This window comes from Pseudomonas sp. CBZ-4 (assembly GCF_000346755.1).
Taxonomy (GTDB): Bacteria; Pseudomonadota; Gammaproteobacteria; order Pseudomonadales; family Pseudomonadaceae; genus Aquipseudomonas.
This window is the reverse complement of record NZ_ANNV01000023.1, coordinates 24,811-51,473: the sequence shown is the minus strand read 5'-3', so window position 1 is coordinate 51,473 and position 26,663 is coordinate 24,811. Positions and strand designations below refer to the sequence as shown.

The window sequence follows — 26,663 nt, the reverse complement described above, 5'->3', positions numbered from 1 at the left end:
AAACAGTATCGAGGCGTTTTTATGTCTACTGCGCTGCCGCCCCGTGGCCGGGGCACGGCCACCAACCTGCATAACCGCTTTGCGCCCACCGTCAGCGTGGCCGAGGACGACGGCTGGTATCAGGAAGTGCCGCCGACCCAGGGCACCGAAGTGCGTATCGAAACGGCCAGGACCATCATCACCCGCAACAACTCGCCGGACTTGCCGTTTGATCGCTCGATCAACCCTTATCGCGGCTGCGAGCATGGCTGCATCTACTGCTATGCGCGGCCCAGCCATGCTTACTGGGACATGTCGCCGGGGCTGGACTTCGAAACCAAGCTGATCGCCAAGAGCAACGCCGCCGATGTGCTGGAGCAGCAACTGTCGAAGCCGGGCTATGTGTGTGCGCCGATCAACCTGGGGTCCAACACCGACCCTTATCAGCCTATCGAACGCGAGTACCGCATCACCCGGCAAACCCTTGAGGTGCTGCTGCGTTACCGGCACCCGGTGACCATCATCACCAAGGGTTCGCTGATCCTGCGCGATCTCGACCTGCTCACCGAGTTGGCCAGGCAACGGCTGGTGGCCGTGATGATCAGCCTCACCAGCCTGGATGATGAGCTCAAGCGCATCCTGGAACCGCGCACCGCGGCGCCCAAGGCACGGTTGCGGGCGATTCGGGTGATGCGCGAGGCGGGCATCCCGGTGGGGGTGTTGTGTTCGCCGATGATCCCGATGATCAACGACAGTGAGTTGGAAAGCCTGCTCAGCGAAGCCCACGCCGCCGGTGCGCAAAGTGCGGCGTACATGATGCTGCGCCTGCCGCTGGAAGTGGCGCCGTTGTTCGAGGAGTGGCTGGCGGCGCATTACCCGCAGCGTGCGGCCCATGTGATGAGCCTGGTGCGCCAGGTACGTGGTGGTGAGGTGTACGACAGCCGCTTCGGCGTGCGCATGCGCGGCGAGGGTCCTTTTGCCGATCTGCTGGCCCAGCGTTTCAGCAAGGCGATCAAGCGCCTGGGGCTCAATCGTCGGGAAGGGTTTAATCTGGATTGCACGGCGTTCTGTCCGCCGGGCAGGCAGATGGCGTTGTTGTAGACTGTTGAGGAAAGGTGCACTTTATTTGTAGGAATAGTCTCACTTTGACATCACTGAAACCCGCGATCTAGAGCGGTTCATTCAGTTTGAGTTAAGTTTCGGCGGCTACCTTGTCCAGCGAGTGACTGATGAGTCGCGGCCAGCTGTGTGGCGTTTGCAACCATTGCAGGGGCCAGGCGTCGAACGCACTTGAACACTCCCCTGCATTAACCAAGAGGATGAATCATGAGTGATAAGGATAAACAGCCGTTGGCTGCGTCGGCTTCAGCCCCTGAGGTGGCGGAATCCGCCGATGCAGCGCTAAAGCATATCGTTGACGGCTTTTTGCATTTCCATCACGACGTCTTCCCCCAGCAGGAAGAACTCTTCAAGAAACTCGCCACGGCCCAGAGCCCGCGGGCGATGTTCATTACCTGTGCCGATTCGCGCATCGTCCCTGAACTGATTACCCAGAGTTCGCCGGGCGACTTGTTCGTGACCCGTAACGTCGGCAACGTGGTGCCGCCCTACGGCCAGATGAACGGCGGTGTTTCCACGGCCATCGAGTACGCGGTACTCGCCCTGGGCGTGCAGCACATCATTGTCTGCGGGCACTCCGATTGCGGCGCGATGCGTGCGGTGCTCAACCCCGACAGCCTGGAAAAAATGCCGACGGTAAAGGCCTGGCTGCGGCATGCCGAGGTTGCCAAGACCATGGTCCATGACAACTGCGACTGCGCCAATGAAAGCGAAAGCATGAAGGTGCTGACCGAAGAAAACGTCATCGCCCAGTTGCAGCACTTGCGCACCCACCCTTCCGTGGCTTCGCGCATGGCCAATGGTCATTTGTTTATCCATGGCTGGATCTACAACATCGAGACCAGCGAAATCCGCGCCTACGATGCGGATCAGTCCACGTTCAGACCCCTGAACGGCGAAGGGCCAATCCCTTGCGCGACGCCTAAAGCGCGCTTCTAAAACACTTCCCTGCCGGGTAAAGCGGTGGCTGCCATGGATGCAGCCAGGCTTTGCCGCGCCCGGCGAATGCCTCGGGAGAGTCATCATGCGTGCTGCTCAATTGAAAGCTGTATTGCCACGGGAGCTGCTCGCCTCGGTGGTTGTGTTCCTGGTCGCCCTGCCCTTGTGCATGGGCATTGCGATTGCGTCCGGCATGCCGCCGGCCAAGGGTTTGATCACCGGGATCATCGGTGGCCTGGTCGTCGGGTGGCTGGCGGGTTCGCCGCTGCAAGTCAGCGGCCCGGCGGCAGGCCTGGCGGTGTTGGTGTTTGAGCTGGTACGCCAACACGGAATGATGATGCTGGGGCCGATCCTGCTGCTGGCAGGCTTCCTGCAACTGGTGGCTGGGCGGTTGCGCCTGGGTTGCTGGTTCCGCGTGACGGCACCGGCTGTGGTGTATGGCATGTTGGCAGGTATCGGCGTGCTGATTGTGCTGTCGCAGATCCATGTGATGCTCGACGGTGTGCCCAAGCCTTCGGGGTTGGATAACCTGGCGGGTTTCCCGGCGGCAGTGGCGCAGGCCATTCCCAGCCTTGGCTGGCAGGCGGGTTTGCTCGGGCTGTCGACGATGCTGGTGATGTACCTGTGGGACAAGCTCCGCCCGAAAACCCTGCGCTTTGTGCCCGGCGCGCTACTGGGCGTGGGCCTGACCACGCTGGTCAGCCTGATGCTGGCGTTGCAGGTCAAGCGTGTGGAAGTCCCGGAAAACCTCGCGGACGCCATCGACTGGCTGCGCCCCAGTGACCTCTTGAACCTGGCCGACCCTCAGCTGTTGATCGCGGCATTCGCCGTGGCCTTTATCGCCAGCGCCGAGACCTTGCTCTCCGCCGCAGCGGTAGACCGCATGCACAACGGCCAGCGTTCGGATTTCGACAAGGAATTGTCCGCTCAAGGTGTCGGCAACATGTTGTGCGGCCTGGTCGGCGCCCTGCCGATGACCGGTGTGATCGTGCGCAGCTCAGCCAATGTCCAGGCCGGTGCAACCACGCGGTTATCGGCGATGTTCCACGGGCTGTGGCTGTTGGCATTCGTGCTGTTGCTGTCGAGCGTGCTGCAAAGCATCCCGGTGGCGAGCCTGGCGGGCGTGCTGGTGTACACCGGGATCAAGCTGGTGGACATCAAGGCATTCAAGGCCTTGGGGCGTTATGGACGCATGCCGATGTTCACCTATGCGGCGACAGCGCTGGCGATCATTTTTACCGACCTGCTGACCGGCGTGCTGGTGGGCTTCGGGCTGACGCTGGTCAAGCTGGCATTCAAGGCTTCGCGTTTGAAGGTGAGCCTGATCGACCTGCCCCAGGACAGTGAGATGGAGCTACGTTTGAGCGGTGCGGCGACCTTCCTGAAAGTGCCGGCGTTGACCCAGGTGCTGTCGACGGTGCCGGCCGGGACGACCGTGCATGTGCCGCTGAACAACCTGAGTTACATCGACCATTCCTGCCTGGAGTTGTTGGAGGAATGGGGGCGGGCCAATGCGGCGAAGGGTTCGAAACTGGTGATCGAGGCGCGCGGGTTGAAGCGCCGGCTGGAAGGCCGGGTGCGGATGACGACGGGGATAGGCTCGGCAGCGCCCTCTGGCTGACGAAACCGGATCAAAAATGTGGGAGCTGGCTTTTGTGGGAGCCGGGCTTGCCCGCGATGCAGGCACCTCGGTGTTTCAGTTGCACTGAGGTGATGCAATCGCAGGCAAGCCAGCTCCCACAAAAGCCAGCTCTCACACACATTGGTCTGGTATCGGCTGCGAGATTTAGGCCGGCTGATCCAGCGCCAACTCCACACCCAGTTGGCGAGACAGGCACGGCCAGCGCTTCCACGCCGCTTCCGTGTCCGGGCTCTTGAGCGTTTCGCGATAAGCCTCCACCGATTCCAGCGCAAAGCTGTCTTCGTTGAGCATCTCATCCACCGCCAGGTGCACGGCTTCATCGAGGCTGTTGGCAAATGCTTCGCCGATCAGCTGGTGCGCAATCAGGTTGGCCACGGTGGTGTCCGCCGGGATCAGCGGCTGGCCGAAATGCTTGATATACAGATCGTTTACTTCTTCCACCAGGCGATGGGCCAGGTAGGCCTCGTCCAGCAGGCCATCGAGCCCTTCATGTCCGGCCAGGATCGCGGGCGGTTGCAGAAAAAACTGCTCGGCGATTTTCAGCACAGGCTTGATCTGGCTTTCGATACCAGCCTCGCGGGCCACGTCGTTGGCGGCGTCGAGCAAATCCGGGACGAGGTCGATGTAAGCAGTGACGAAGCGCGTCATGACAATGTTGCGATCACCGTCAGCCAAAGAGATGGCCGAATGCAGGTGCGGCAATTGGGTTTCCAGTTGCTGGGCCAGCTGGCCCGTGCTGGCTTCGTGTTGATGGGCACGGGAAATCTGCTCGCGCAATGCGGCGGTGTTCATGAGGGCTCCAGTGATGCAGGCGTAGGAAAAGGGAGAGGATAAGGTAGCTCGTTTATACGAGCGCCTCAGACGCATTTGTCATAATTATTTCATGGTTATGCGCCTGTGTTATATCGAAATGCCATCGTTCGTCGGATAAACGATTCCGCCCCCGGTTTTATTGGCTCCGCCCGTCTGTTTGTGCTGATTTGTCCCCACACATTGCGGGGTTGCAGGTGCTGTCTATACTCGGTTTTGTAGGCAATTAGCTGATGACGCCAGACTGCATAAGCAGGTGAGGCTAAGCGGTTGTAAGCAGTATGGAAGCCGCTCCCTTCGACGCAGGTGCAAACCGGCGGGATAACAAGAACGATAAGGGGAACCCGCAATGACGCGACATCCACACGTTTGGATGGGCCTTCTGTTGTGGTCGGTATTCGGCCAGGCGCACGCCGCCTGGACCACGAATATGGCGCCAGGGGCGACTGAAGTCAGCCACGCTGTGTTTGACCTGCACATGACCATTTTCTGGATCTGTGTGGTGATCGGCATCATCGTGTTTGGCGCGATGTTCTGGTCGATGATCCTGCACCGCCGGTCCACGGGCCAGGTGGCGGCCAAGTTCCACGAGAGCACCACCGTGGAGATCCTCTGGACCGTGGTGCCCTTGCTGATCCTTGTCGCGATGGCCATTCCGGCAACCAAGACCCTGATCAATATCTACGACAGCAGTGAGTCGGATATCGATATCCAGGTCACCGGCTACCAGTGGAAGTGGCACTACAAATACCTCGGCCAGGATGTGGAGTTCTTCAGCAACCTGGCCACCCCCGCCGAGCAGATCCATAACCAGGCGACCAAGGGCGAGCATTACCTGCTGGAAGTCGATCAACCGCTGGTGCTACCTGTGGGCGCAAAAGTGCGCTTCCTGGTGACCGCCGCCGACGTGATCCACTCCTGGTGGGTGCCGGCCTTTGCGGTCAAGCGCGACGCCATCCCCGGCTTCGTCAACGAGGCCTGGACGCGCGTCGAGAAGCCCGGCATCTACCGTGGTCAGTGTGCCGAACTGTGTGGCAAGGACCACGGTTTCATGCCGATCGTGGTCGAGGTCAAGTCCAAGGCCGACTACGACACCTGGCTGGCGGCGCGCAAAGACGAAGCCGCCAAGCTCAAGGAACTGACCTCCAAAGAATGGACGCTGGAAGAGCTGGTGGCCCGTGGTGACAAGGTCTACCACACCGCCTGCGTGGCCTGTCACCAGGCCGAAGGCCAAGGCCTGCCGCCGATGTTCCCGGCGCTCAAGGGTTCGCCAATCGCCACCGGGCCGAAGGAAGACCACCTGCACCGCGTCTACTTCGGCAAGCCCGGCACCGCCATGGCAGCGTTCGGCAAGCAGCTCTCGGAAGTGGACATCGCCGCCGTTGTCACCTACGAGCGCAACGCCTGGGGCAACAACAAAGGCGACATGGTCACGCCCAAAGACGTGCTGGACCTGAAACAGGCGGAAAGCAAATGACTGACTTCAGAGCGTCTACCCCGACCGGCCCCGCCCACTCGCCTGCAGGAGAACGGCCATGAGCACTGTGATCGATGACCATGGTCACGCCGACCATGCCCACGGCCCCGCCAAAGGCCTGATGCGTTGGGTGCTGACCACCAACCACAAAGACATCGGTACGATGTACCTGTGGTTCGCCTTCACCATGTTTCTGCTCGGCGGTTCGTTCGCCATGGTGATCCGTGCCGAACTGTTCCAGCCCGGCCTGCAAATCGTCGAGCCGGCGTTCTTCAACCAGATGACCACCATGCACGGCCTGATCATGGTGTTCGGCGCAGTGATGCCGGCGTTTGTCGGCCTGGCCAACTGGATGATCCCGCTGATGATCGGCGCGCCGGACATGGCCCTGCCGCGCATGAACAACTTCAGCTTCTGGCTGCTGCCGGCGGCGTTCCTGTTGCTGGTCTCGACCCTGTTTACCCCCGGCGGCGGGCCGAATTTCGGCTGGACCTTCTACGCCCCGCTCTCCACCACCTATGCGCCGGAAAGCGTGACGTTCTTCATCTTCGCCATCCACCTGATGGGCATCAGTTCGATCATGGGCGCGATCAACGTGGTCGCCACCATTCTCAACCTGCGCGCGCCGGGCATGACCCTGATGAAAATGCCGCTGTTCGTCTGGACCTGGCTGATCACCGCGTTCCTGTTGATCGCGGTGATGCCGGTGCTGGCGGGTTGCGTGACCATGATGCTGATGGACATCCACTTCGGCACCAGCTTCTTCAGCGCGGCCGGTGGCGGTGACCCGGTGCTGTTCCAGCATGTGTTCTGGTTCTTCGGCCACCCCGAGGTATACATCATGATCCTGCCGGCCTTTGGCGCCGTCAGCTCGATCATCCCGACCTTCTCGCGCAAGCCGTTGTTCGGCTACACCTCGATGGTGTACGCCACGGCGAGCATTGCGTTCCTGTCGTTCATCGTGTGGGCGCACCACATGTTCGTGGTGGGCATTCCGCTGGTGGGCGAGTTGTTCTTCATGTACGCCACCCTGCTGATCGCCGTGCCGACGGGGGTGAAAGTGTTCAACTGGGTCAGCACCATGTGGCAAGGCTCGCTGACCTTCGAGACGCCGATGCTGTTTGCCGTGGCCTTTGTGATCCTGTTCACCATCGGCGGCTTCTCCGGGCTGATGCTGGCGATTGCCCCGGCGGACTTCCAGTACCACGACACCTACTTTGTAGTGGCGCACTTCCATTACGTACTGGTGCCCGGCGCGATCTTCGGCATCTTCGCGTCGGCCTACTACTGGCTGCCGAAATGGACCGGCCACATGTACGACGAAACCCTGGGCAAGCTGCACTTCTGGCTGTCTTTCGTGGGCATGAACATGGCGTTCTTTCCGATGCACTTTGTGGGATTGGCCGGCATGCCGCGGCGGGTGCCGGACTACAACCTGCAGTTCGCCGACTTCAACATGGTGTCGTCGATTGGCGCGTTCATGTTTGGCGCCACGCAGATCTTCTTCCTGTTTATCGTGATCAAGTGCATCCGTGGCGGCCCGCCGGCACCGGCCAAGCCGTGGGATGGGGCCGAAGGGCTGGAGTGGAGCGTGCCTTCGCCGGCGCCGTACCACACCTTCACTACGCCGCCGGAGGTCAAATGAACAAGTCGCCACGGGACTCCTGTGGGAGCGGGCTTGCCCGCGAAGGCGGTGTGTCAGTCGCCACATGCAGTGCCTGGCACACCGCTATCGCGGGCAAGCCCGCTCCCACAGACAATCAAAAGCTGGGGGTGTGTGATGGCTGAGTCCGTGCCCATCAGGCGCCTGGTCACCCGCCTGCTGATCCTGGTGGTCGCCATGTTCGCCTTCGGCTTCGCCCTGGTGCCGATCTATGACGTGATGTGCAAGGCGTTCGGCATCAACGGCAAGACCGCCGGGCAGTACGAAGGGGCGCAGGTGGTGGACCCGTCGCGCCAAGTGCGCGTGCAGTTCCTGTCCACCAATGCCATCGACATGGTCTGGGAGTTCCACGCCAAGGCCGATGAAGTGGTGGTCAACCCCGGTGCCGTGACCGAGATGCTGTTCGTGGCCTACAACCCCACGGACAAGGCCATGACCGCCCAGGCCGTGCCGAGCATTTCGCCGGCGGAAGCGGCGATGTACTTCCACAAGACCGAATGTTTTTGCTTTACCCAGCAGGTGTTGCAGCCGGGCCAGCGCATCGAAATGCCGGTGCGTTTTATCGTCGATCGCGACATGCCCAAGGATGTGAAGCATTTGACCCTGGCGTACACGCTGTTTGATATCACTGCGCGCCAACCGCCGGTGGCCGTCCGCAGCGGCGGCTAGCTACTGTTTGCCCCCTCAATCAGGAGAGCGAATACATGTCGTCTCATGATACGTACTACGTACCAGCGCAAAGCAAATGGCCAATAATTGCCACGGTTGGCATGCTGGTCACGGTGTACGGCCTGGCCGTGTGGTTCAACGATCTTAAGGCCGCGCGCCCGGAATCCCACGGCCCGTGGATCTTTTTCGTCGGCGGGTTGTTGCTGGCCTATATGTTGTTCGGCTGGTTCGGCGCGGTGATCAAGGAAAGCCGCGCCGGTTTGTACAGCCCGCAGATGGACCGCTCGTTCCGCTGGGGCATGACCTGGTTCATCTTTTCCGAAGTGATGTTCTTTATCGCCTTCTTCGGTGCACTGTTTTATGTACGGCACATGTCGGCACCGTGGCTGGCGGGCGAAGGCTCAAAAGGCATCGCGCACATGCTGTGGCCGAACTTCGAGTTTGCCTGGCCGCTGCTGAACAACCCTGACCCAAAACTGTACCCCGCGCCCGAGGGGACGATCAGCCCGTGGGGTCTGCCGCTGGTCAATACCATCTTGCTGGTGAGTTCCAGCGTGACCATCACCATTGCTCACCACGCGCTGCGCAAAGGTCATCGCGGCGCGCTGAAGCTCTGGCTGGCGATCACCGTGCTGCTGGGGTTGGCGTTTCTCGGGTTCCAGGCCGAGGAATACATCCATGCCTATAAAGAGCTGGGCCTGACCTTGGGCTCGGGCGTGTACGGCGCGACGTTCTTCATGCTCACCGGTTTCCACGGCGCCCACGTGACCATCGGCACGATCATTCTGTTTGTGATGCTGATGCGCATCCTCAAGGGGCACTTCAATGCCGAGCATCAGTTCGGCTTCGAAGCGGCGAGCTGGTATTGGCACTTTGTGGATGTGGTGTGGATCGGCCTGTTTTTCTTCGTGTATGTGCTGTGAGGCGATTTACCACGGCGCGTGAGACACCAGCTGGCCGCTGAAAAAGCCCCAGGTGATCAACGCCAGGGTGATCACGGCGAACACGACACGCACGGTCAAGGCAGTGACGAGGCGATTGGAGTTGCCCTCGTCCTTGACCAGGAAGAACAAGCCACTGAACAGGCTCACAACGGTCGCGATCAGCATCAGGGCAATAGCGGCTTTGAGCATGGTCGGGCTCCAATGGGATGGGCGGGCAATGAAAACAAGTATAGCCAGCGCCATGAAATGCTTTCGCCCCGGGATCGCGCCGACACTGGTGGTGTTGGTGCTGCTGCCCTTGATGGTGGGCCTGGGGTTTTGGCAGCTGTCTCGCGGCCATGAAAAGCAGCTGCTGGTGGACAGTTACGTCGAGCGGCGCGCGGCGGAGCCGATCAGTAGCGCGCAACTCAACGACATGCCTGACCCGGCCTTTCGCCGCGTGCGCTTGCGCGGCCAATTCGATGCCGAGCACAGCGTGCTGCTCGACAACCGCATGCGCGACGGCAAGGCCGGCGTAGAGCTGCTGCAACCCTTCCACGACAGGGCCAGCGGCCTCTGGCTGTTGCTCAATCGCGGCTGGCTGCCCTGGCCAGACCGACGCACCCCGCCCGCCTTCACCACCCCGGCCACGCCGGTCAATCTCGACGCCTGGGTGTATGTCGCCCCCGGCGAAACCTTCCAGCTGCATGCGGACCCGGCCACGGCGCAATGGCCGCGCCTGCTGACCGCCTTGCACCCTGGCGCGCTGTGGACTGAATTGGCTCGCAGCGGCTTTGCCTACGAGCTGCGCGCCGAAGCTGGCCCCGGTACGTACGAAACCACTTGGCCGATCGTGGCCATGGGCCCGGAAAAACACCTCGCCTACGCCGTGCAATGGTTCGCCATGGCCTTGGCGTTGCTCGCGCTGTACCTCTACCTCGGCTGGCACAACAAAAAGGAGAAGTCCCATGGGAGCGGCCATGAATCCACCCAACATGTCTGAGGCGCCGGACCGGCGCAAAGGCCGCTGGCAGCTGATCCTGATCCTGCTGATGGTGGTCGGGCCGATGGCGCTGGCCACCTTCATGTACAAATTGCAGTTCTGGGTGCCGGACAGCCGCAGCTACCACGGCGAGATGATCGGCAACGGCCAGACCCGCGCCGACATCGGCGTGCAGGCCGATGAAGAGCGCTGGCAGCTGCTGGTCACCGCGCCCGCCGCGTGCGCTGCCGATTGCCAGCAACTGGTGTACCTGGCGCGCCAACTGCAAATCGGCCTGGGGCGTGATGCGTCCCGTGCCAGCCATGCCTTGGCCAGCGCGCAGCCGCTGGGCGCCGAGTACGAGGCCAAGCTGAAGGCCGAATACCCGCAACTGCAACGTTACCCGCTGGACCTGCCGACGTTCAGCAAGAGCGCCGCCGCGCCGGGCGATGCGCAGCTGTGGATCGTCGACCCCCACGGCAACCTGGTGTTGCGCTACGACGCCACGGTCAAGGGCAAGGATTTGCTCAACGACCTGCGCCACCTGCTGAAACTGTCGAATATCGGATAAGGGCATCGTCATGGCCAAACCTGGATTTCGCCTCGCGTTGTTTGCCACCTTGCTGGCGCTGATCGTCGTGCTGCTCGGCGCCTATACCCGCCTGACCCACGCCGGCCTCGGTTGCCCGGACTGGCCGGGTTGCTACGGCTTTATCAGCGTGCCGCAAAGCGAAACCCAATTGGCCCATGCCGAATTGCACTTCCCTGACACGCCAGTGGAGGCGGACAAGGGTTGGAGCGAGATGATTCATCGCTACTTCGCCGGCACCTTGGGGCTGCTGATCGTGCTGCTGGCCGCGCGTTCGTGGCGCCATCGCCGCGACCCGGGCCAGCCGGTGAAACTGCCGCTGTTCCTGTTGGCGGTGGTGTTTGCCCAGGCCGCGTTCGGCATGTGGACGGTGACGCTGAAGCTGTGGCCGCAGGTGGTGACCGGGCATCTGCTGGGCGGCTTTGCCACCTTGAGCCTGCTGTTTCTGCTGACGCTGCGCCTGTCCGGCGTGCTGCCCGCGCTGATCGTGCCCAAGCGCCTGCAATATTGGGCGACGGCCGGGCTGGTGCTGGTGATCGGGCAGATTGCGCTGGGCGGCTGGGTCAGCTCCAACTATGCGGCGGTGGCCTGCATCGACCTGCCGACCTGTCATGGCGAGTGGTGGCCGGCGGCGGATTTTGCCAATGGCTTTCACCTGACCCAGCACATCGGGCCCAACTATTTGGGCGGGCAACTGGACAGCGAGGCGCGTACGGCGATTCACCTGACCCATCGCCTCGGCGCGGTGCTGGTGTCGTTGGTGTTGCTGGGCCTGGCCTGGCAACTGCGCGCCGTGGGCATGAGCCGTTTGGCGGGCCTGCTGCTGATCGCCCTGGGCGCGCAAATCTGCCTGGGCTTGAGCAATGTGTATTTCCACCTGCCGCTGCCGGTGGCGGTCGGGCATAACGCCGGCGGCGCGGCGTTGCTGCTGACGCTGGTGCTGGTCAATTACCACGCCCGTACCAGCCTGGTGCGGGTGCGCAATCAGCTGCCGTTCGGCTGGCGTTTTATCCCGCGCAAACACGTCTCGGGCCTCATCACCCTTAAAGGAGAGATGCCATGGCGACCTTGATCGGCGCGCGGCAAAACCAGGCGATCTGGCGTGACTACCTGGAGCTGACCAAGCCGAAAGTGGTGGTGCTGATGCTCGTCACCTCACTGGTGGGGATGTTCCTCGCTACCCGCGCCGGCGTGCCGTGGGCGGTGCTGGTGTTCGGCAACCTGGGGATTGCGTTGTGTGCCGGCGGTGCGGCGGCGGTCAACCATGTGGTGGACCGGCGCATCGATGCGGTGATGGCGCGCACCCACAAGCGGCCGTTGGCTGAAGGGCGCGTGTCGCCGCTGGCGGCGCTGATCTTTGCGTTGCTGCTGGCGGTTGCAGGGCTGGCCCTGTTGCTGGCGTTCACCAACCCCTTGGCGGCGTGGCTGACCCTGGCTTCGCTGTTGGGTTATGCGGTGATCTACACCGGCTTTCTCAAGCGGGCGACGCCGCAGAATATCGTGATCGGCGGCTTGGCCGGTGCGGCGCCGCCGTTGCTGGGTTGGGTCGCCGTCACCGGCCATATCAGCGCCGAGCCTTTGCTGCTGGTGCTGATCATCTTCGCCTGGACTCCGCCGCACTTCTGGGCCCTGGCCATCCATCGCAAGGAGGAATACGCCAAGGCCGACATTCCGATGTTGCCGGTCACCCACGGCGAGCACTACACCAAGGTGCATATCCTGCTCTACACCTTCGCCCTGCTGGCGGTGAGCCTGATGCCCTATGTCATCCACATGAGCGGCCTGCTCTACCTCGTGTGTGCACTGCTATTGGGCGCGCGCTTTCTGCAATGGGCCCTGGTGTTGTACCGTGGCGCTCAGCCGCACGCGGCGATCAACACCTTCAAGTACTCTATCTGGTACTTGCTGCTGCTGTTTATCGCCCTGCTCGTCGACCATTACCTACTGTTGAGCCTATGACCCGTACTCAAAAAACCGTCTTTATCCTGGTGGCCATTGTCGCGTTGATCATGGGCCTGACCGTCAACAAAGTGCTCAGTGGCAAAGGCCAGGGCGACCCTACTGCGCTGATCGATGCCGGCATTATCCTGCTGCCGCAAAGCCGCCAGCTGCCGCCGGTGACCATGACTAATCAGGAAGGCCAGCCGGTGCTGGTCAATGAGTTGAAGGGCAAGTGGAGCCTGCTGTTCTTCGGCTACACCTTCTGCCCGGACATCTGCCCGACCACCCTCGCCCAGCTGCGCCAGATCAAGAGCGAGCTGCCCAAGGAGGCGGTGGACAAGTTGCAGGTGATCCTGGTCAGCGTTGACCCCAACCGTGACACGCCGACCCAGCTCAAGCAGTACCTGGGCTACTTCGATCCGCAGTTTGTCGGCCTGACTGGCGCGAATGTGGAGGAGGTGCAGAAGGTTTCGAATGCGGTGAGCATCCCGTTCATTCCGGCGGATACCAGCAAGCCGAACTACACGGTGGACCACAGCGGTAACCTGGCGCTGATCGGGCCGGATGGGACCCAGCGCGGGTTTATCCGGGCGCCGTTGAATAATCAGAAGTTGGTGGTGCAGTTGCCGGTGCTGTTGCAGCGCCAATAACCAGCAACACAAAACAAAAGTGGGAGCCGGACTCATGTGGGAGCTGGCTTGCCTGCGATTGCATCACCAGGGTGTGACTGACACACCTCGGTGCCTGCATCGCAGGCAAGCCAGCTCCCACAAAAGCCGGCTCCCACATTTTTTGATCTCCGGTGTTGAGGAGATCGAGTTGGATCAGAACGCCGGCTTGATCGCGCCTTTGTACTTCTCTTCGATGAACTTCTTCACTTCCGGCGTGTGCAGGGCTGCCACCAGCTTCTTCACCGCGTCCGAATCCTTGTTGTCTTCGCGGGTCACCAGGATGTTCACGTAAGGCGAGTCGCTGCCTTCGATGACCAGTGCGTCCTTGGATGGGTCCAGCTTGGCTTCCAGGGCGTAGTTGGTGTTGATCAGCGCCAGGTCAACCTGGGTCAGCACGCGCGGCAGGGTGGCGGCTTCCAGCTCGCGGAACTTCAGTTTTTTGCTGTTACCGGTGATGTCCTTGATGGTCGACAGGATGTTGGTCGGGTCCTTCAGGGTGATCAGGTTGTGCTTGGCCAGCAGCAACAGTGCACGGCCGCCGTTGGTGGCGTCGTTCGGGATCACCACGTTGGCGCCGTCCGGCAGCTCGGCCAGGGTCTTGTACTTGCTGGAGTAAGCGCCCAGGGGTTCCAGGTGCACGGCGCCAACGCTGACCAGGTGCGTGCCCTTGGCCTTGTTGAACTCATCCAGGTACGGCTGGTGCTGGAAGAAGTTGGCGTCCAGGCGCTTTTCCGCGACCTGTACGTTGGGCTGCACGTAGTCGGTGAAGACCTTGACCTGCAAGTCCACGCCTTCTTTGGCCAGGGCTGGTTTCACGAATTCGAGGATTTCTGCGTGCGGCACCGGCGAGGCCGCGACCGTGATGGTCTCGGCGTGGGCGGAAAACGCGGCGACGGCGGCGAAAGCAACCAGTAGTTTTTTCATCCAGCAAGCTCCTTGTTCGGGCATTTGCCGGCTTTGAGCCGGCAATGGCCGTTATTTTCGAGAAAAGTGCACCACCAGCCTGTCGCCGACGGTTTGCAGAATTTGCACCAGGATCAACAGCATCACCACGGTGACCACCATCACATCGGTCTGGAAACGCTGGTAACCGAAACGGATCGCCAGGTCGCCCAGGCCACCGGCGCCAACCACACCGGCCATTGCCGTGTAGGAAACCAGTGTAATCGCCGTCACCGTAATCGCGGCGAAAATGCCGGGGCGGGCTTCGGGCAGCAAGGCGTTGGTGATGATCTGACGCGTCGTCGCGCCCATCGACTGGGTGGCTTCAATGATGCCGCGGTCCACTTCACGCAGGGCGGTTTCCACCAGGCGCGCAAAGAACGGCGTGGCACCGACCACTAGCGGCGGAATCGCACCGGCCACGCCCAGCGACGTGCCGGTGATCAGCACGGTGAACGGGATCATCACGATCAGCAGGATGATGAACGGCAGCGAACGCAGGATGTTCACGATCAGCGACAGCAGCGCATACAGGCCTTTCTGTTCGAACAGTTGGCGCGGGCTGCACAGGAACAGCAGCACGCCCAGGGGCAGGCCGAGCAGCACGGTAAAGAACAGCGAACCGAACAGCATGATCATGGTGTCGCCGGTGGCGAGCCAGATTTCCGACCAGTCGATATTGGCGAAGAAACTCAACAGGACTTCCATTAGCGCAGGACCTCCATGTGGACGTCTGCGGCGGTGAAGCGCGCAAACGCGGCGTCCATGTCGCCGCCGGTGACGGCGAGGGTCAATTGCCCGTAGGGGATGTCTTTGATGCGGTCGATACGACCGGCGAGGATGCTGTAGTCCACACCCGTTTCACGGGCGACGGTACCCAGCAGCGGCGCGTAGGTCGCGTCGCCCTGGAACGTCAGGCGCACGATGCGGCCGGGCACGTGGGCGAAGTCATCGCGCTGCTCGTTTTCATCGACCTGTTCCGACTCTTGCACGAAACGCTTGGTGGTCGGGTGCTTGGGGTGCAGGAACACGTCGGCCACCGAGCCTTGCTCGACGATGACGCCGGCGTCCATCACGGCCACCTGGTCGCAGACGCGGCGGATCACATCCATTTCATGGGTGATCAGCACGATGGTCAGTTTCAGCTCGCGGTTGATCTCGGCCAGCAGTTGCAGGACCGACGCGGTGGTCTGCGGGTCGAGGGCACTGGTGGCCTCGTCGCACAGCAGAATCTTCGGCTTGGTCGCCAGGGCGCGGGCGATGCCGACGCGCTGTTTCTGGCCGCCGGACAATTGTGCCGGGTACTTCTTGGCGTGATCCGACAGGCCGACGCGGGCCAGCAGCTCGGCGACGCGCAGGTCGATTTGCTTGCGTGACAATTCGCCGGCCAGGGTCAGTGGCAGCGCCACGTTGTCGGCAACGGTCTTGGACGCGAGCAGGTTGAAGTGCTGGAAGATCATCCCGACCTGCTGGCGGAAACGGCGCAGGCCGTTGGCGTCCAGGGCGGTGACTTCTTCACCATCGACAGTGATCTGACCGCCGCTGGGTTGTTCCAGGCGGTTGATCAGACGCAAAAGGGTACTTTTTCCCGCACCGGAGTGGCCGATCAAGCCAAATACCTGGCCGTTCTCGACGCGCAGGCTGGTGGGGTGCAGCGCGGGGATTTCCTTACCGGCGACGCGGTAGGTTTTATGGACGTTATGAAACTCGATCACGTAGCGAACCTTGTGGGGCGCATGGAAAAGGGATCAGCGGTTAGCCGGGCGCGCATTTTAGCCTGTCCGTATAGTCTTTCTTAGCATTTCTTTTGCATTCATCCAGCGATTTGGCAATAACGCGATCAAAGGTCATAAAAAAGGAACGGCCGAAAACCCCATCAGTCACTACTTAAGCAATGCGCTTCCCGGGTGCCGTGCCTGGGTCTGAATAAGGAGTTTTGACTGATGAGTACGAAAAAGCCAAAGAGCGAACTCGCCGGAACCGACACCCTGGACCGTAAGAACACCAATGCCAAGCTAGAGGCCTTGGAAGCATTTCGCTCTGACGCTACTGGCCAGGCCCTGCGTACCAACCAGGGTGTGAAGATCTCCGACAACCAGAACAGCTTGAAGGTCGGTGCCCGCGGGCCTTCGTTGCTTGAAGATTTCATCATGCGTGAAAAGATCACGCATTTTGACCATGAGCGCATCCCGGAGCGCATCGTGCATGCGCGTGGCACCGGTGCCCATGGTTACTTCCAGACCTATGAGAACCATTCTGCACTGACCAAGGCCGGTTTCCTGCGCGACCCCGGTCATAAAACCCCGGTGTTCCTGCGCTTTTCCACTGTGCAAGGCCCACGTGGCTCCGGCGATACGGTGCGCGACGTACGTGGTTTTGCGGTGAAGTTCTTCACCGAAGAAGGTAACTTCGATCTGGTCGGCAACAACATGCCGGTGTTTTTCATTCAGGACGCGATCAAGTTTCCTGATTTCGTGCACGCGGTAAAACCGGAGCCCCACAACGAGATTCCTACAGGCGGCTCGGCCCACGACACCTTCTGGGACTTCGTGTCGCTGCAGCCCGAATCGGCGCACATGGTGATTTGGGCAATGTCCGATCGGGCGATTCCTAAAAGCCTACGGGCCATGCAGGGTTTTGGGGTGCACACCTTTCGCTTCATTAACGCCGAAGGGACGTCCAGCTTCGTAAAATTCCACTGGCGCCCTACGGCCGGCACCTGCTCGCTGGTGTGGGATGAAGCGCAAAAGCTCGCGGGTAAAGATACCGACTACCACCGCCGCGATCTCTGGGAATCGATTGAGATGGGCGATTACCCCGAGTGGGAATTGGGCGTGCAGGTGATTCCCGAGGATAAGGAGCATGCGTTCGACTTCGATATCCTCGACCCGACCAAGCTGATTCCCGAAGAGCTGGTGCCGATTACGCCGCTGGGCAAGATGGTGCTGAATCGCAACCCGGACAACTTTTTCGCTGAAGTCGAGCAGGTCGCCTTCTGCCCAGGCCACATCGTGCCGGGTATCGACTTCTCCAATGACCCGTTGTTGCAGGGCCGTCTGTTTTCCTACACCGATACGCAGATCAGCCGACTCGGTGGGCCGAACTTTCATGAGTTGCCGATCAACCGCCCGGTGGCGCCGTTCCATAGCGGCCAGCGCGATGCTATGCATCGCACCACCATCGACAAAGGGCGTGCGGCGTACGAACCCAACTCCATCGATGGCGGCTGGCCGAAGGAAACCCCGCCTGCCGCACAGGACGGTGGTTTCGAGTCGTACCATGAACGTATTGACGCCCATAAAGTGCGTGAACGCAGCGAGTCGTTTGGCGATCACTTCTCCCAGGCGCGCCTGTTTTTCCGCAGCATGAGCAAGCATGAACAGGAACACATCATTGCGGCCTACAGCTTTGAGCTGGGCAAGGTGGAGCGTGAGCACATCCGCGCGCGCCAGGTGAATGAGATCCTCGCCAACATTGACCTTGAGTTGGCCAAGCGTGTGGCGCAGAACCTGGGCTTGCCGGCGCCGAAGAAAGGCACAGTGCCGGAGCGCAAGACATCGTTGTCGCGCTCACCGGCCTTGAGCCAGGCGAACCTGCTGTCGGGTGATATCAAGACGCGCAAGGTGGCGATCCTGGCCGCGAATGGCGTGGACGGTGCTGCAATCGACGCCTTGAAGAAAGTGCTGAAGGCCGAAGGCGCCCACGCCAAATTGCTCGGGCCGACCTCGGCACCGGTCACCACGGCGCAGGGCAAGAGCCTGCCGGTGGATGCGTCCATGGAAGGGTTGCCGTCGGTGGCATTCGACGCGGTGTTTGTGCCCGGCGGCGCCAAGTCGGTGAAGGCGTTGAGCGAAGATGGCGTGGCGCTGCATTACCTGCTGGAGGCTTACAAGCATTTGAAAGCCATTGCGGTGGTGGGCGAGGCCGAGCAGTTGCTGGGGCTGTTGAAGCTGGAGGCTGATGCGGGGTTGATCGTCGGTGGGGATGCCAAGGCGTTGAAGGCGTTTGTGGCGGCGATTGCCCAGCATCGGGTTTGGGAGCGGGAGCCGAAGGCTAAGGCGATTCCGGCTTAAGTTTTGGGTTGTTGGTTGGATCGCTATCGCGGGCAAGCCCGCTCCCACATTTTGAATTGTGAATACATTCAAGTGTGGGAGCTGGCTTGCCTGCGATGGCTTTATTGCGCCTTGCGCGGAATCAACACAACCTGCGCCGGGATCTTCTTCAGGATCTGCCGGTGCAGCTTCAGGTCATACGCCGAATCGATACGCTTGACCCGCTTGGTCAGCAGCGTGGCCAACCATGGATAGTCCTCGGTGCGCGGCACCTGGATGCTCACATCACACTGGTAATTCACCACATCGGTGGCAATCGCATCCAGTTGATGACGAAGTTCTTCAATATCGACGAGGTTCAACGCCACGGTGGTGCTTTCGGCCGTCGGGTCGATGACCTTGGCTACCGGCTTGGCTTCGGCGGCTTTCAGGGCCGCTTCGGCCTGGTCCAGTTCGGCCTTGCGGGCGTGGCTGATGGCGCTGTTCACGCCGCCGGTCAGCGCCGGGGCCTTGGGCATCAGGGCGCGGGCGCGGCTGAGGGCGGTGGCGGCGGCGTTGACGTCGCCTTTTTGCAGGACGATCTGGCTGCGCTGCAGGTAGGCTTCGGCCAATTGGCGTTGGTACGGCTCCAGCGCGGGATCGTTGGGCGACTGGGCTTGCAGTGCGGCCAACTGGTCTTCGGCGGTGGCCAGCTCACTGCTGGCGAGGTTTTGCTCCAGCTGTGCGATGGCCGTAGCGCGTGCGTCCGGGGCCTGGACGGCGGCGGGCGGTGTGCTTTGACAGGCGCCCAGCAGCAGGGAAAATGCGGCAAGGAGCAGATAACGGGAGGTGAACGGCTTCATTCCTGCGACTCTCTATTTGCGCAAAAAGCGAGCAAGTCTACACCCCTCGACGGGGCAGGACAAAACTCAGCAGAAACAGCGCGGCGGCCGTGACCACAATCGACGGCCCGGCCGGCGTGTCCTTGAACCAGGATAGCGCCAGGCCTCCGCACACGGCGAGCATCCCCAGCAGGCTGGCGCCTATCGCCATCTGCTCTGGTGAGCGGGCATGGCGCTGGGCGGCGGCGGCGGGAATGATCAGCAGCGACGTGATCAACAATACGCCGACAATCTTCATCGCGACAGCAATCACCACGGCGATCAACAACATCAGGGCCATGCGCAGGGTCGGCACGGGCAAGCCTTCGACGGTGGCCAGTTCCTCATGCACGGTGATGGCCAGCAGCGGACGCCACAGGGCGATCAGCAATACCAGCACAACGGCGCTGCCGCCGAGGATCCAGCCCAGGTCGGTGCTGCTGATCGCCAGCAGGTCGCCGAACAGGTAGGCCATCAGGTCGATGCGCACTTCGTGCATGAAACTCAGCACCACCAGGCCCAGGGACAAGGTGCTCGGCGCGAGGATGCCGAGCAGGGTGTCGGAGGCCAGCGGCTGGCGCTGTTGCAGGGTCACCAGCAGCACCGCCAGCAGCAGGCAGCCGACGGTGACGGCGATGGTCGGGCTGACATCCAGCAAGAAGCCCATGGCCACGCCCAGGAGCGCGGCGTGGGACAAGGTGTCGCCAAAATAGGCCATGCGCCGCCAGACGACGAACGAGCCCAGCGGGCCCGCCACCAGCGCCAAAGCCAAGCCTGCCAGCAGGGCGTAGAGCAGAAAATCAGCCATGCTTGCAGCTATCTCCATGAACGTGGGTGTGAGGTGCGGCGGGATCGTCGACCACTTCGCCGTGCAAATCGTGGGCGTGGTCGTGGTGGTGATGGTAGATCGCCAGGCTCTGCGCGTTCTTGCCGAACAGCTCGACGAACGCCGGGTCGCCGCTGACCTGTTCCGGGTGGCCGGAGCAGCACACGTGGCGGTTGAGGCACACCACCTGGTCGGTGGTGCTCATCACCAGGTGCAGGTCGTGGGACACCATCAGCACGCCGCAGCCATGGCGGTCACGCAGGCGGGTGATCAGGCTGTACAGCTCGGCCTGGCCGGCGACGTCGACGCCTTGCACGGGTTCATCGAGCACCAGCAGTTCCGGCTCGCGCAGCAAGGCGCGGGCCAGCAGCACGCGCTGCATTTCGCCGCCGGAGATGCTTTGCACCGGGCTGTCGATCACCTGTTCGGCGCCGACTTCCTTGAGCGCGGCCTGGGCGCGGGCGCGGTCTACACCGGGCACCAGGCGCAGGAAGCGCAGGACGGACAGCGGCAGGGTCGGGTCGACGTGCAGTTTTTGCGGCATGTAGCCCACGCGCAGCTTGGGCTTGCGCCACACGCTGCCGGTGTCGGGCTTGAGCAGGCCGAGGACGGCGCGCACCAGGGTCGTCTTGCCGGCGCCGTTGGGGCCGATCAGGGTGACGATCTGCCCCGGTTCGACGCTCAGTGCGATGTTATCCAGCACGGCTTGCCCGGCGAACGTGACCCCGACCTGTTCCAGGCGGATTAACGCGTTGCTCATCAAGCCCCCTGGCAGCCCGAGCACAGGCCGACCACTTCGACCGTTTGCCCTTCGACGCGGAAACCGACGTCGGCAGAACTCTTGATAATGGCGTCGCTGATGCTTTTTTGTTCAAGCTCGATGGCCGCGTGGCACTCGCGGCAGATCAGGAACTGGCCCTGGTGCGCGTGTTCCGGGTGGTTGCAGCCGACAAACGCGTTGAGCGAAGCGATGCGGTGCACCAGGCCGTTCTCCAGGAGGAAATCCAGCGCCCGGTACACGGTGGGCGGTGCGGCGCGGCGACCGTCCTGCTCACTGAGCACGCCGAGGATGTCGTAGGCGCCCAGCGGCTTGTGGCTCTGCCACACCAGTTCCAGCACGCGGCGACGCAAGGCGGTCAGGCGCAGGCCCTTCTGTGCGCACAGGGTGTCGGCTTCCGACAGCGCGGTATGCACGCAGTGAGAGTGGTCGTGGGGACGGCTGGCAAGCGGTGTTTTAGGCATGAGCGGCGACAGATATTTGATAGAGACGTTATTATGTTACCCGTTCCTACGCCATTGAGTGGTCATCGTGTCCCGACTTTTTCCCGTTTTTGTCGTATTTGTCGCCAGTTTGTTCGTAACCGGCGCCGCTCAGGCCGAGGTCAAGGTGCTGACCAGTATCAAGCCGCTGCAGTTGATCGCCGCCGCTGTGCAGGACGGTGTGGCCGTTCCAGAGGTGCTGCTGCCGCCGGGCGCGTCGCCGCATAACTACGCATTGCGTCCATCCGACGTACGGCGCGTGCAGTCGGTCGACCTGCTGTATTGGATCGGCCCGGACATGGAGAGCTTCCTGCCGCGCGTGTTGAAAGGTCGTACAGCCGCGACGGTGGCCGTGCAGGACCTTCCGGGGATGAAACTGCGCCGTTTCGCCGAAGATAGCCACTCCCACGCCGACGAAGCCGACGAGCATGACCATGATCACCGTCCTGGCAGCCTGGATGCGCATTTGTGGTTGTCCACGGTGAACGCCCGAGTGATTGCGGCGCGCATGGCGTCTGACCTGGCAGCTGCCGACCCGGCGAATGCCGCGCGTTACCAGAGCAACGTCAAGGCGTTCAATGAGCGTCTGGATGCGTTGGATGCACGCTTGAAGGTGCGTCTGGCGTCGATTGGCGACAAGCCCTACTTCGTTTTCCATGAAGCCTTCGATTACTTCGAAGATGCCTACGGGCTCAAGCACACCGGCGTGTTCAGCGTGGCCGCCGAAGTGCAGCCCGGTGCCCAGCATGTGGCCGCGATGCGTACGCGCTTGCAGGAAGTGGGCAAGACTTGTGTGTTCAGTGAGCCGCCGTTGCGTCCGCGCCTGGCTGAGACGCTGGTGGCTGGCTTGCCGGTGAAGTTGGCGGAGTTGGATGCGTTGGGTGGGTACACGCCGGCGACGGCTCAGGGGTATGAGCAGGTGCTGGAGAAGTTGGGGAATGATCTGGCGGGTTGCCTGGAGTCGCTCTGACAGCCAACACAAAACCCATGTGGGAGCGGGCTTGCCCGCGATAGCGGTCTGTCAGTTCACATATTTGGTGACTGATGTATCGCTATCGCAGGCAAGCCAGCTCCCACATTGATTGAGTTGAACCCTTAGAGGGCGAACGGCAGTTGGATCGTGACCTGCTGGCGCTGCGCCAAGCGGTGTTCGAACTCCGCCGGGTCGTGAATCAACACATCCTGCCCGGCAAACGACTCAGCCGCGATCAGGCGTGACAGCCAGAACCGCACACACGCCACCCGCAGCATCGTCGGCCACAGTTCGGCCTCCTTGGCGGTGAACGGGCGCAGCCCTGCATAGGCGCCCAGTAGTGCGCGGGCGCGTTGGCCGTCGATCACGCCGTTTTCGTCCGAGCACCAGTCATTCAGGGCGATCGCCACGTCGTACAGCATCGGGCCGGAGCAGGCGTTGTAGAAGTCGATCAGGCCTGTCAGATGGGTGCCTTCGAACATCGCGTTATCGCGGAACAGGTCTGCGTGAATGTTCGCGCGCGGCAGGGCGAGGATCTGCGCCTTGTGGGCTTCGATCTCGTCCAGCGCGTCTTGCAACAAGCGCTGCGGAGCTGCCTCCAGATGCGAAATCAGCTGCGCACCTTCACTGAGCATCCAATCCAGGCCGCGATCGGTCTTGCGTTCCAGTACCTTGTCGCCTTGTGTCGCCAGGTGCAGATGGCCGAGCAGTTCGCCGACCTGGGCGCAGTGCTGGGCGTTGGCGTGCTTGATGTGCTTGCCGGCCAGGCGCGGTTGCAGCAGGGCCGGTTTGCCTTTCAGCTCGCGCAGGGCCTGGCCGTCGGTGGTGCGCAAGGCGTAGGGCACGGGCAGGTCGGCGTCGTGGAGCACGTCGAGCAGTTCGATGAAGAACGGCATTTCGGCGACGGGACCGCGTTCCACCAGGGTCAGGACAAACTCGCCCTGTTCCAGGCTGATAAAGAAATTGGTGTTTTCGCTACCGGCGGCAATTCCCTGGAAATCAAGCAGGCGGCCGAGCCCGTAAGGGGCGAGAAAGGTTTCCAGCTCGGGCCGAGCCAGGGGGGTGAACACAGACATGGTTAAAACTGCCAGTACGGGCGCCGCAGGGCGCGGCGCCAATTTAAGTTAAGAAATCATTTCCATTCGAAAATCTTCCATGACGGGATCAGCATATCCGGCTGGTCAGAGCGGATGAAGTTCGCATCAGTGCCGTCCGCGCGCACCAGGAAATACGGGGGTGCGCCCTTGGGCGTGACCTTGATCGCGTACAGGAAGCCATTTTGGCGGTATTCCTGGATGGTCTTGTCGCCTTCGGTGCGGATCGTGACCTCAGGGTCACCACCGGGGGCGCTGTCGGCTGCCGTGGCGGCCAGTGGCAGGAGTGCAATCAAGCCGGTCAACAACAAGCGATTCGCTGTACGCATGATAACCTTGTCCCTTTGTCGTCATTGGTCCGGCTATTCTAGCGCCTGACCCGCCGAAAAGGTTGATCCTGCTCATGAGCCAAGCCCCCCTCGTCCTGGTGGACGGTTCTTCTTATCTGTACCGCGCCTTCCACGCGTTGCCACCGCTGACCACCTCCAAAGGCCTGCCGACCGGTGCGGTCAAGGGCGTGTTGAACATGCTCAAAAGCCTGCGCAAGCAGTATCCGGGCAGCCCGTTCGCGGTGGTGTTCGACGCCAAGGGTGGGACCTTTCGCGATGACATGTACGCCGAATACAAGGCCAACCGCCCCAGCATGCCTGATGACATGCGCGTGCAAATCGAGCCGCTGCACCAGAGCGTGATCGCCCTGGGCTTCCCGTTGCTGTGCGTCGAAGGCGTCGAGGCCGATGACGTGATCGGCACCCTGGCCCGCAGCAGCGCGGCGGCCAACCGCCCGGTGGTGATTTCCACCGGTGACAAGGACATGGCACAGCTGGTCGATGGGCACATTACCTTGGTCAACACCATGACCGGTAGTTCGATGGATATCGACGGCGTAAAAGAGAAATTCGGCGTCGCTCCCGAGCAGATCATCGATTACCTGGCGTTGATGGGCGATTCGTCCGACAACATCCCGGGCGTTCCCGGCATTGGGCCGAAGACGGCTTCCGGCTTGCTGGTGGGGGTGAACGGCGGGATCAAAGAGCTGTATGAGCAGTTGGACATTGTCCCGACCTTGCCTATCCGCGGCGCCAAGACGTTGCCGGCCAAGCTGGAAGAACATAAGGAAATGGCGTTCCTGTCCTACCAGTTGGCGACGATCAAATGCGATGTGCCGCTGGATGTGGGCCTGGATGACCTGCACCTGATCGAGCCGGATCGTGAAAAACTGCTGGAGCTCTACACGCTTCTGGAGTTCAAAAGCTGGATTGACGAGATTCAACGCGATGCCAAGCGTGTCGAGCTCAAGGCCGCACCGGTTGCCGAAGAAACCGTTGAAGTCGCAGAGCCAGTGGAAGCTGCCTACACCACCATCCTCGACCAGGCCACATTCGATGCCTGGCTGAAAAAGCTCAACGACGCGAAGCTGTTCGCCTTTGATACCGAAACCACCGGCATCGACGCCCAGCAGGCGCAGTTGGTTGGGGTTTCTTTCGCCATTCAGCCCCATGAAGCGGCCTACATCCCACTGACCCACTCCTACATCGGCGTGCCGCAGCAGTTGGACCGCGACACCGTACTGCTGGCCCTGAAACCGCTGCTGGAAGACCCGGCCAAGCTCAAGGTGGGCCAGCACGCCAAGTTCGACATGAATATCCTGGCCAACTGCGCCATCGGCGGCGACCCGGCCCACGGCATTACCGTGCGCGGCATCGCCTTCGACACCATGCTTGAGTCCTACGTGCTCAACTCCACCGCGACCCGGCACGACATGGACAGCCTGGCCAAGAAGTACCTGGGCTACGACACCGTCAGCTTCCAGGACATCGCCGGCAAGGGCGCCAAGCAGCTGACGTTCGACCAGATCGCGCTGGAGCAGGCGGGCCCGTATGCGGCCGAAGATGCCGATATCACCCTGCGCTTGCATCAGGAACTGCATGCACAACTGACGGCCATCCCGAGCCTGGCCAGCGTGTTGACGGACATCGAGATGCCGTTGGTGCCCGTGCTGGCACGTATCGAGCGCCAAGGCGCGTTGGTGGATGCAGCCCTGCTGGGCGTGCAGAGCGTCGAGCTGGGCGACAAGATGGTCGAGCTGGAGCGCCAGGCCTACGAGATTGCCGGCGAGGAGTTCAACCTCGGTTCGCCCAAGCAGCTCGGCGCGATCCTTTACGAGAAACTCGGCCTGCCGGTGCTGAAAAAGACCGGCAAGGGCCAGGCGTCTACCGCTGAGGAAGTGCTGGCCAAGCTGGCCGAAGATGACTATCCGCTGCCCAAGGTGCTGATGCAGTACCGCAGCATGAGCAAGCTGAAAAGCACCTACACCGACCGCCTGCCGGAGCAGATCAACCCGCGCACCGGGCGAATCCACACGTCCTATCACCAGGCGGTGGCGGCGACCGGGCGTTTGTCGTCCAGTGATCCGAACCTGCAGAACATTCCAGTGCGTACCGCCGAAGGTCGTCGGATTCGTCAGGCGTTTGTCGCGCCAAAAGGCTACAAGCTGCTGGCAGCGGACTATTCGCAGATCGAACTGCGGATCATGGCGCACCTGTCCAAGGACGAAGGCTTGATGAACGCCTTCCGCGACAACCTGGACGTACACACGGCCACGGCGGCCGAGGTGTTCAAGGTTGAGCTGGATGAGGTCACCACGGATCAGCGCCGCAGCGCCAAGGCGATCAACTTCGGCCTGATCTACGGCATGGGCGCGCAGAAGCTGGGCAAGGATATTGGCGTCGATACGAAGACGGCCAAGGCGTACATCGATGTGTACTTCGCCCGCTATCCCGGGGTTCGCGAGTACATGGAGCGCACCCGCGCCCAGGCGGCGGATCAGGGTTATGTCGAGACCTTCTTCGGTCGTCGCCTGTACCTGCCGGATATCAACTCCAACAAGCCGCAGGAGCGCGCAGCGGCAGAACGCACCGCGATCAATGCGCCGATGCAGGGCACCGCCGCAGACATCATCAAGAAAGCCATGGTGCGGGTGGACAACTGGCTGGCCGATTCGGACCTGGATGCCAAGGTGATCCTGCAGGTGCACGATGAACTGGTGCTGGAGGTGCGTGAGGACCTGGTCGCCGAAGTCAGCGAGAAGATTCGCGAGCACATGAGCGCTGCGGCGCAGCTGGATGTACCGCTGCTGGTGGAAGTGGGTGTGGGTAACAACTGGGACGAAGCGCATTGATTCCGGGGCTTTGCCACTACCGCAGGGTGGTGGCAGAGTGCTTTAGATCAGATAGCGCCGTCAGTTATTTC

The 26,663-nt window shown here is 61.8% G+C and carries 26 protein-coding genes; 15 read left to right on the top strand and 11 right to left on the bottom strand.

Features of this window, described 5'->3' with window-relative positions:
- Positions 1-21 precede the first annotated feature (21 nt).
- The 3 genes from B348_RS0103170 to B348_RS0103160 all read left to right on the top strand — a co-directional run bounded on the left by B348_RS0103170 (position 22) and on the right by B348_RS0103160 (position 3,658).
- A complete protein-coding gene (locus B348_RS0103170) occupies positions 22-1,080 on the top strand; it encodes a PA0069 family radical SAM protein (protein ID WP_017734715.1) in 1,059 nt (352 codons plus the stop codon).
- Between the two features lie 225 nt (positions 1,081-1,305).
- Positions 1,306-2,037: a carbonic anhydrase gene (locus B348_RS0103165; RefSeq protein WP_017734714.1), complete on the top strand. Its 732-nt coding sequence runs from the start codon at positions 1,306-1,308 to the stop codon at positions 2,035-2,037.
- Between the two features lie 85 nt (positions 2,038-2,122).
- Entirely contained in the window at positions 2,123-3,658 is a 1,536-nt protein-coding gene (locus B348_RS0103160; RefSeq protein WP_017734713.1) for a SulP family inorganic anion transporter, read from the top strand.
- A 165-nt stretch (positions 3,659-3,823) separates the two neighbouring features.
- On the opposite strand, the gene B348_RS0103155 is transcribed toward B348_RS0103160, so the two are convergent.
- Positions 3,824-4,471 (bottom strand): hypothetical protein, encoded by a 648-nt coding sequence (locus B348_RS0103155; RefSeq protein WP_017734712.1) that lies wholly within the window; start codon positions 4,469-4,471, stop codon positions 3,824-3,826.
- Between the two features lie 367 nt (positions 4,472-4,838).
- Between B348_RS0103155 and coxB the strand changes: the two genes are divergently transcribed.
- The 4 genes from coxB to B348_RS0103135 all read left to right on the top strand — a co-directional run bounded on the left by coxB (position 4,839) and on the right by B348_RS0103135 (position 9,221).
- Complete coding sequence (coxB, locus tag B348_RS0103150) at positions 4,839-5,966, top strand: cytochrome c oxidase subunit II (RefSeq protein ID WP_026136517.1); 1,128 nt, start codon at positions 4,839-4,841, stop codon at positions 5,964-5,966.
- Positions 5,967-6,024: 58 nt separating this feature from the next.
- Positions 6,025-7,611 (top strand): cytochrome c oxidase subunit I, encoded by a 1,587-nt coding sequence (ctaD, locus tag B348_RS0103145; protein ID WP_017734710.1) that lies wholly within the window; start codon positions 6,025-6,027, stop codon positions 7,609-7,611.
- A gap of 135 nt (positions 7,612-7,746) precedes the next feature.
- The gene (locus tag B348_RS0103140; RefSeq protein WP_017734709.1) at positions 7,747-8,298 is read left to right on the top strand and encodes a cytochrome c oxidase assembly protein; all 552 of its coding nucleotides are present in this window, start codon (positions 7,747-7,749) and stop codon (positions 8,296-8,298) included.
- Positions 8,299-8,333: 35 nt separating this feature from the next.
- The gene (locus B348_RS0103135) at positions 8,334-9,221 is read left to right on the top strand and encodes a cytochrome c oxidase subunit 3 (RefSeq protein WP_026136516.1); all 888 of its coding nucleotides are present in this window, start codon (positions 8,334-8,336) and stop codon (positions 9,219-9,221) included.
- Between the two features lie 6 nt (positions 9,222-9,227).
- Here B348_RS0103135 and B348_RS0103130 read toward each other — a convergent pair whose 3' ends face one another.
- Positions 9,228-9,431, bottom strand: coding sequence for a twin transmembrane helix small protein (locus B348_RS0103130; protein ID WP_017734707.1), 204 nt, complete (start codon positions 9,429-9,431; stop codon positions 9,228-9,230).
- A 28-nt stretch (positions 9,432-9,459) separates the two neighbouring features.
- Here B348_RS0103130 and B348_RS0103125 point away from each other — a divergent pair, with 28 nt between their 5' ends.
- From B348_RS0103125 to B348_RS0103105, 5 genes are read left to right on the top strand one after another with little or no spacing between them, the layout of a single operon-like run.
- The gene (locus tag B348_RS0103125; protein ID WP_026136515.1) at positions 9,460-10,224 is read left to right on the top strand and encodes an SURF1 family protein; all 765 of its coding nucleotides are present in this window, start codon (positions 9,460-9,462) and stop codon (positions 10,222-10,224) included.
- Entirely contained in the window at positions 10,190-10,774 is a 585-nt protein-coding gene (locus B348_RS0103120) for a hypothetical protein (protein WP_026136514.1), read from the top strand. Before B348_RS0103125 ends, B348_RS0103120 begins: the two co-directional genes overlap by 35 nt.
- 10 nt (positions 10,775-10,784) lie before the next feature.
- A complete protein-coding gene (locus tag B348_RS0103115; RefSeq protein ID WP_017734704.1) occupies positions 10,785-11,864 on the top strand; it encodes a heme A synthase in 1,080 nt (359 codons plus the stop codon).
- The gene (gene cyoE / locus B348_RS0103110; protein WP_017734703.1) at positions 11,852-12,751 is read left to right on the top strand and encodes a heme o synthase; all 900 of its coding nucleotides are present in this window, start codon (positions 11,852-11,854) and stop codon (positions 12,749-12,751) included. Before B348_RS0103115 ends, cyoE begins: the two co-directional genes overlap by 13 nt.
- Positions 12,748-13,383, top strand: a complete 636-nt coding sequence (locus B348_RS0103105; RefSeq protein WP_017734702.1) for an SCO family protein — start codon at positions 12,748-12,750, stop codon at positions 13,381-13,383. The genes cyoE and B348_RS0103105 overlap by 4 nt, the downstream gene beginning before the upstream one ends.
- 174 nt (positions 13,384-13,557) lie before the next feature.
- Here B348_RS0103105 and B348_RS0103100 read toward each other — a convergent pair whose 3' ends face one another.
- The 3 genes from B348_RS0103100 to B348_RS0103090 are packed head-to-tail and all read right to left on the bottom strand — an operon-like array spanning position 13,558 to position 16,061.
- Complete coding sequence (locus B348_RS0103100) at positions 13,558-14,328, bottom strand: MetQ/NlpA family ABC transporter substrate-binding protein (protein ID WP_017734701.1); 771 nt, start codon at positions 14,326-14,328, stop codon at positions 13,558-13,560.
- Between the two features lie 51 nt (positions 14,329-14,379).
- On the bottom strand, positions 14,380-15,054 hold the full coding sequence (locus tag B348_RS0103095; RefSeq protein ID WP_017734700.1) for a methionine ABC transporter permease: 675 nt from the start codon (positions 15,052-15,054) through the stop codon (positions 14,380-14,382).
- Positions 15,054-16,061 carry a methionine ABC transporter ATP-binding protein gene (locus tag B348_RS0103090; RefSeq protein WP_017734699.1) on the bottom strand — a complete coding sequence of 336 codons (1,008 nt, stop codon included), beginning with the start codon at positions 16,059-16,061 and terminating at the stop codon, positions 15,054-15,056. The genes B348_RS0103095 and B348_RS0103090 overlap by 1 nt, the downstream gene beginning before the upstream one ends.
- 228 nt (positions 16,062-16,289) lie before the next feature.
- Here B348_RS0103090 and katE point away from each other — a divergent pair, with 228 nt between their 5' ends.
- Positions 16,290-18,419 carry a catalase HPII gene (gene katE / locus B348_RS0103085; RefSeq protein ID WP_017734698.1) on the top strand — a complete coding sequence of 710 codons (2,130 nt, stop codon included), beginning with the start codon at positions 16,290-16,292 and terminating at the stop codon, positions 18,417-18,419.
- A gap of 101 nt (positions 18,420-18,520) precedes the next feature.
- Here katE and B348_RS0103080 read toward each other — a convergent pair whose 3' ends face one another.
- From B348_RS0103080 to zur, 4 genes are read right to left on the bottom strand one after another with little or no spacing between them, the layout of a single operon-like run.
- Positions 18,521-19,240: a PA5502 family lipoprotein gene (locus tag B348_RS0103080; protein ID WP_017734697.1), complete on the bottom strand. Its 720-nt coding sequence runs from the start codon at positions 19,238-19,240 to the stop codon at positions 18,521-18,523.
- 37 nt (positions 19,241-19,277) lie between these two features.
- A complete protein-coding gene (gene znuB, locus B348_RS0103075) occupies positions 19,278-20,066 on the bottom strand; it encodes a zinc ABC transporter permease subunit ZnuB (RefSeq protein ID WP_017734696.1) in 789 nt (262 codons plus the stop codon).
- Entirely contained in the window at positions 20,059-20,844 is a 786-nt protein-coding gene (znuC, locus tag B348_RS0103070) for a zinc ABC transporter ATP-binding protein ZnuC (RefSeq protein ID WP_017734695.1), read from the bottom strand. Before znuC ends, znuB begins: the two co-directional genes overlap by 8 nt.
- Positions 20,844-21,326: a zinc uptake transcriptional repressor Zur gene (gene zur, locus B348_RS0103065; RefSeq protein WP_026136513.1), complete on the bottom strand. Its 483-nt coding sequence runs from the start codon at positions 21,324-21,326 to the stop codon at positions 20,844-20,846. Before zur ends, znuC begins: the two co-directional genes overlap by 1 nt.
- A gap of 58 nt (positions 21,327-21,384) precedes the next feature.
- Between zur and B348_RS0103060 the strand changes: the two genes are divergently transcribed.
- Entirely contained in the window at positions 21,385-22,314 is a 930-nt protein-coding gene (locus tag B348_RS0103060; protein WP_017734693.1) for a zinc ABC transporter substrate-binding protein ZnuA, read from the top strand.
- A 125-nt stretch (positions 22,315-22,439) separates the two neighbouring features.
- On the opposite strand, the gene B348_RS0103055 is transcribed toward B348_RS0103060, so the two are convergent.
- Together B348_RS0103055 and B348_RS0103050 are read right to left on the bottom strand one after the other, a co-directional pair.
- Positions 22,440-23,393 carry a homoserine kinase gene (locus B348_RS0103055; protein ID WP_017734692.1) on the bottom strand — a complete coding sequence of 318 codons (954 nt, stop codon included), beginning with the start codon at positions 23,391-23,393 and terminating at the stop codon, positions 22,440-22,442.
- A 56-nt stretch (positions 23,394-23,449) separates the two neighbouring features.
- Positions 23,450-23,740: a DUF2782 domain-containing protein gene (locus B348_RS0103050; protein ID WP_017734691.1), complete on the bottom strand. Its 291-nt coding sequence runs from the start codon at positions 23,738-23,740 to the stop codon at positions 23,450-23,452.
- Between the two features lie 74 nt (positions 23,741-23,814).
- On the opposite strand from B348_RS0103050, the gene polA reads away from it, so the two are divergent.
- Positions 23,815-26,592: a DNA polymerase I gene (gene polA, locus B348_RS0103045; protein WP_017734690.1), complete on the top strand. Its 2,778-nt coding sequence runs from the start codon at positions 23,815-23,817 to the stop codon at positions 26,590-26,592.
- Positions 26,593-26,663 lie beyond the last annotated feature (71 nt).

Bases quoted from the DNA above. Each gene is read 5' to 3' on its own strand.
- B348_RS0103100 (WP_017734701.1), bottom strand. From the start codon at position 14,328: ATGAAAAAACTACTGGTTGCTTTCGCCGCCGTCGCCGCGTTTTCCGCC.
- B348_RS0103130 (WP_017734707.1), bottom strand. From the start codon at position 9,431: ATGCTCAAAGCCGCTATTGCCCTGATGCTGATCGCGACCGTTGTGAGC.
- coxB (WP_026136517.1), top strand. From the start codon at position 4,839: ATGACGCGACATCCACACGTTTGGATGGGCCTTCTGTTGTGGTCGGTA.
- znuB (WP_017734696.1), bottom strand. From the start codon at position 20,066: ATGGCTGATTTTCTGCTCTACGCCCTGCTGGCAGGCTTGGCTTTGGCG.
- B348_RS0103055 (WP_017734692.1), bottom strand. From the start codon at position 23,393: ATGTCTGTGTTCACCCCCCTGGCTCGGCCCGAGCTGGAAACCTTTCTC.
- B348_RS0103095 (WP_017734700.1), bottom strand. From the start codon at position 15,054: ATGGAAGTCCTGTTGAGTTTCTTCGCCAATATCGACTGGTCGGAAATC.
- B348_RS0103105 (WP_017734702.1), top strand. From the start codon at position 12,748: ATGACCCGTACTCAAAAAACCGTCTTTATCCTGGTGGCCATTGTCGCG.
- katE (WP_017734698.1), top strand. From the start codon at position 16,290: ATGAGTACGAAAAAGCCAAAGAGCGAACTCGCCGGAACCGACACCCTG.
- B348_RS0103050 (WP_017734691.1), bottom strand. From the start codon at position 23,740: ATGCGTACAGCGAATCGCTTGTTGTTGACCGGCTTGATTGCACTCCTG.
- B348_RS0103135 (WP_026136516.1), top strand. From the start codon at position 8,334: ATGTCGTCTCATGATACGTACTACGTACCAGCGCAAAGCAAATGGCCA.
- znuC (WP_017734695.1), bottom strand. From the start codon at position 20,844: ATGAGCAACGCGTTAATCCGCCTGGAACAGGTCGGGGTCACGTTCGCC.
- ctaD (WP_017734710.1), top strand. From the start codon at position 6,025: ATGAGCACTGTGATCGATGACCATGGTCACGCCGACCATGCCCACGGC.
- B348_RS0103160 (WP_017734713.1), top strand. From the start codon at position 2,123: ATGCGTGCTGCTCAATTGAAAGCTGTATTGCCACGGGAGCTGCTCGCC.
- B348_RS0103120 (WP_026136514.1), top strand. From the start codon at position 10,190: ATGGGAGCGGCCATGAATCCACCCAACATGTCTGAGGCGCCGGACCGG.
- B348_RS0103125 (WP_026136515.1), top strand. From the start codon at position 9,460: ATGAAAACAAGTATAGCCAGCGCCATGAAATGCTTTCGCCCCGGGATC.
- zur (WP_026136513.1), bottom strand. From the start codon at position 21,326: ATGCCTAAAACACCGCTTGCCAGCCGTCCCCACGACCACTCTCACTGC.
- B348_RS0103170 (WP_017734715.1), top strand. From the start codon at position 22: ATGTCTACTGCGCTGCCGCCCCGTGGCCGGGGCACGGCCACCAACCTG.
- B348_RS0103155 (WP_017734712.1), bottom strand. From the start codon at position 4,471: ATGAACACCGCCGCATTGCGCGAGCAGATTTCCCGTGCCCATCAACAC.
- B348_RS0103115 (WP_017734704.1), top strand. From the start codon at position 10,785: ATGGCCAAACCTGGATTTCGCCTCGCGTTGTTTGCCACCTTGCTGGCG.
- B348_RS0103140 (WP_017734709.1), top strand. From the start codon at position 7,747: ATGGCTGAGTCCGTGCCCATCAGGCGCCTGGTCACCCGCCTGCTGATC.
- B348_RS0103080 (WP_017734697.1), bottom strand. From the start codon at position 19,240: ATGAAGCCGTTCACCTCCCGTTATCTGCTCCTTGCCGCATTTTCCCTG.
- B348_RS0103165 (WP_017734714.1), top strand. From the start codon at position 1,306: ATGAGTGATAAGGATAAACAGCCGTTGGCTGCGTCGGCTTCAGCCCCT.
- polA (WP_017734690.1), top strand. From the start codon at position 23,815: ATGAGCCAAGCCCCCCTCGTCCTGGTGGACGGTTCTTCTTATCTGTAC.
- cyoE (WP_017734703.1), top strand. From the start codon at position 11,852: ATGGCGACCTTGATCGGCGCGCGGCAAAACCAGGCGATCTGGCGTGAC.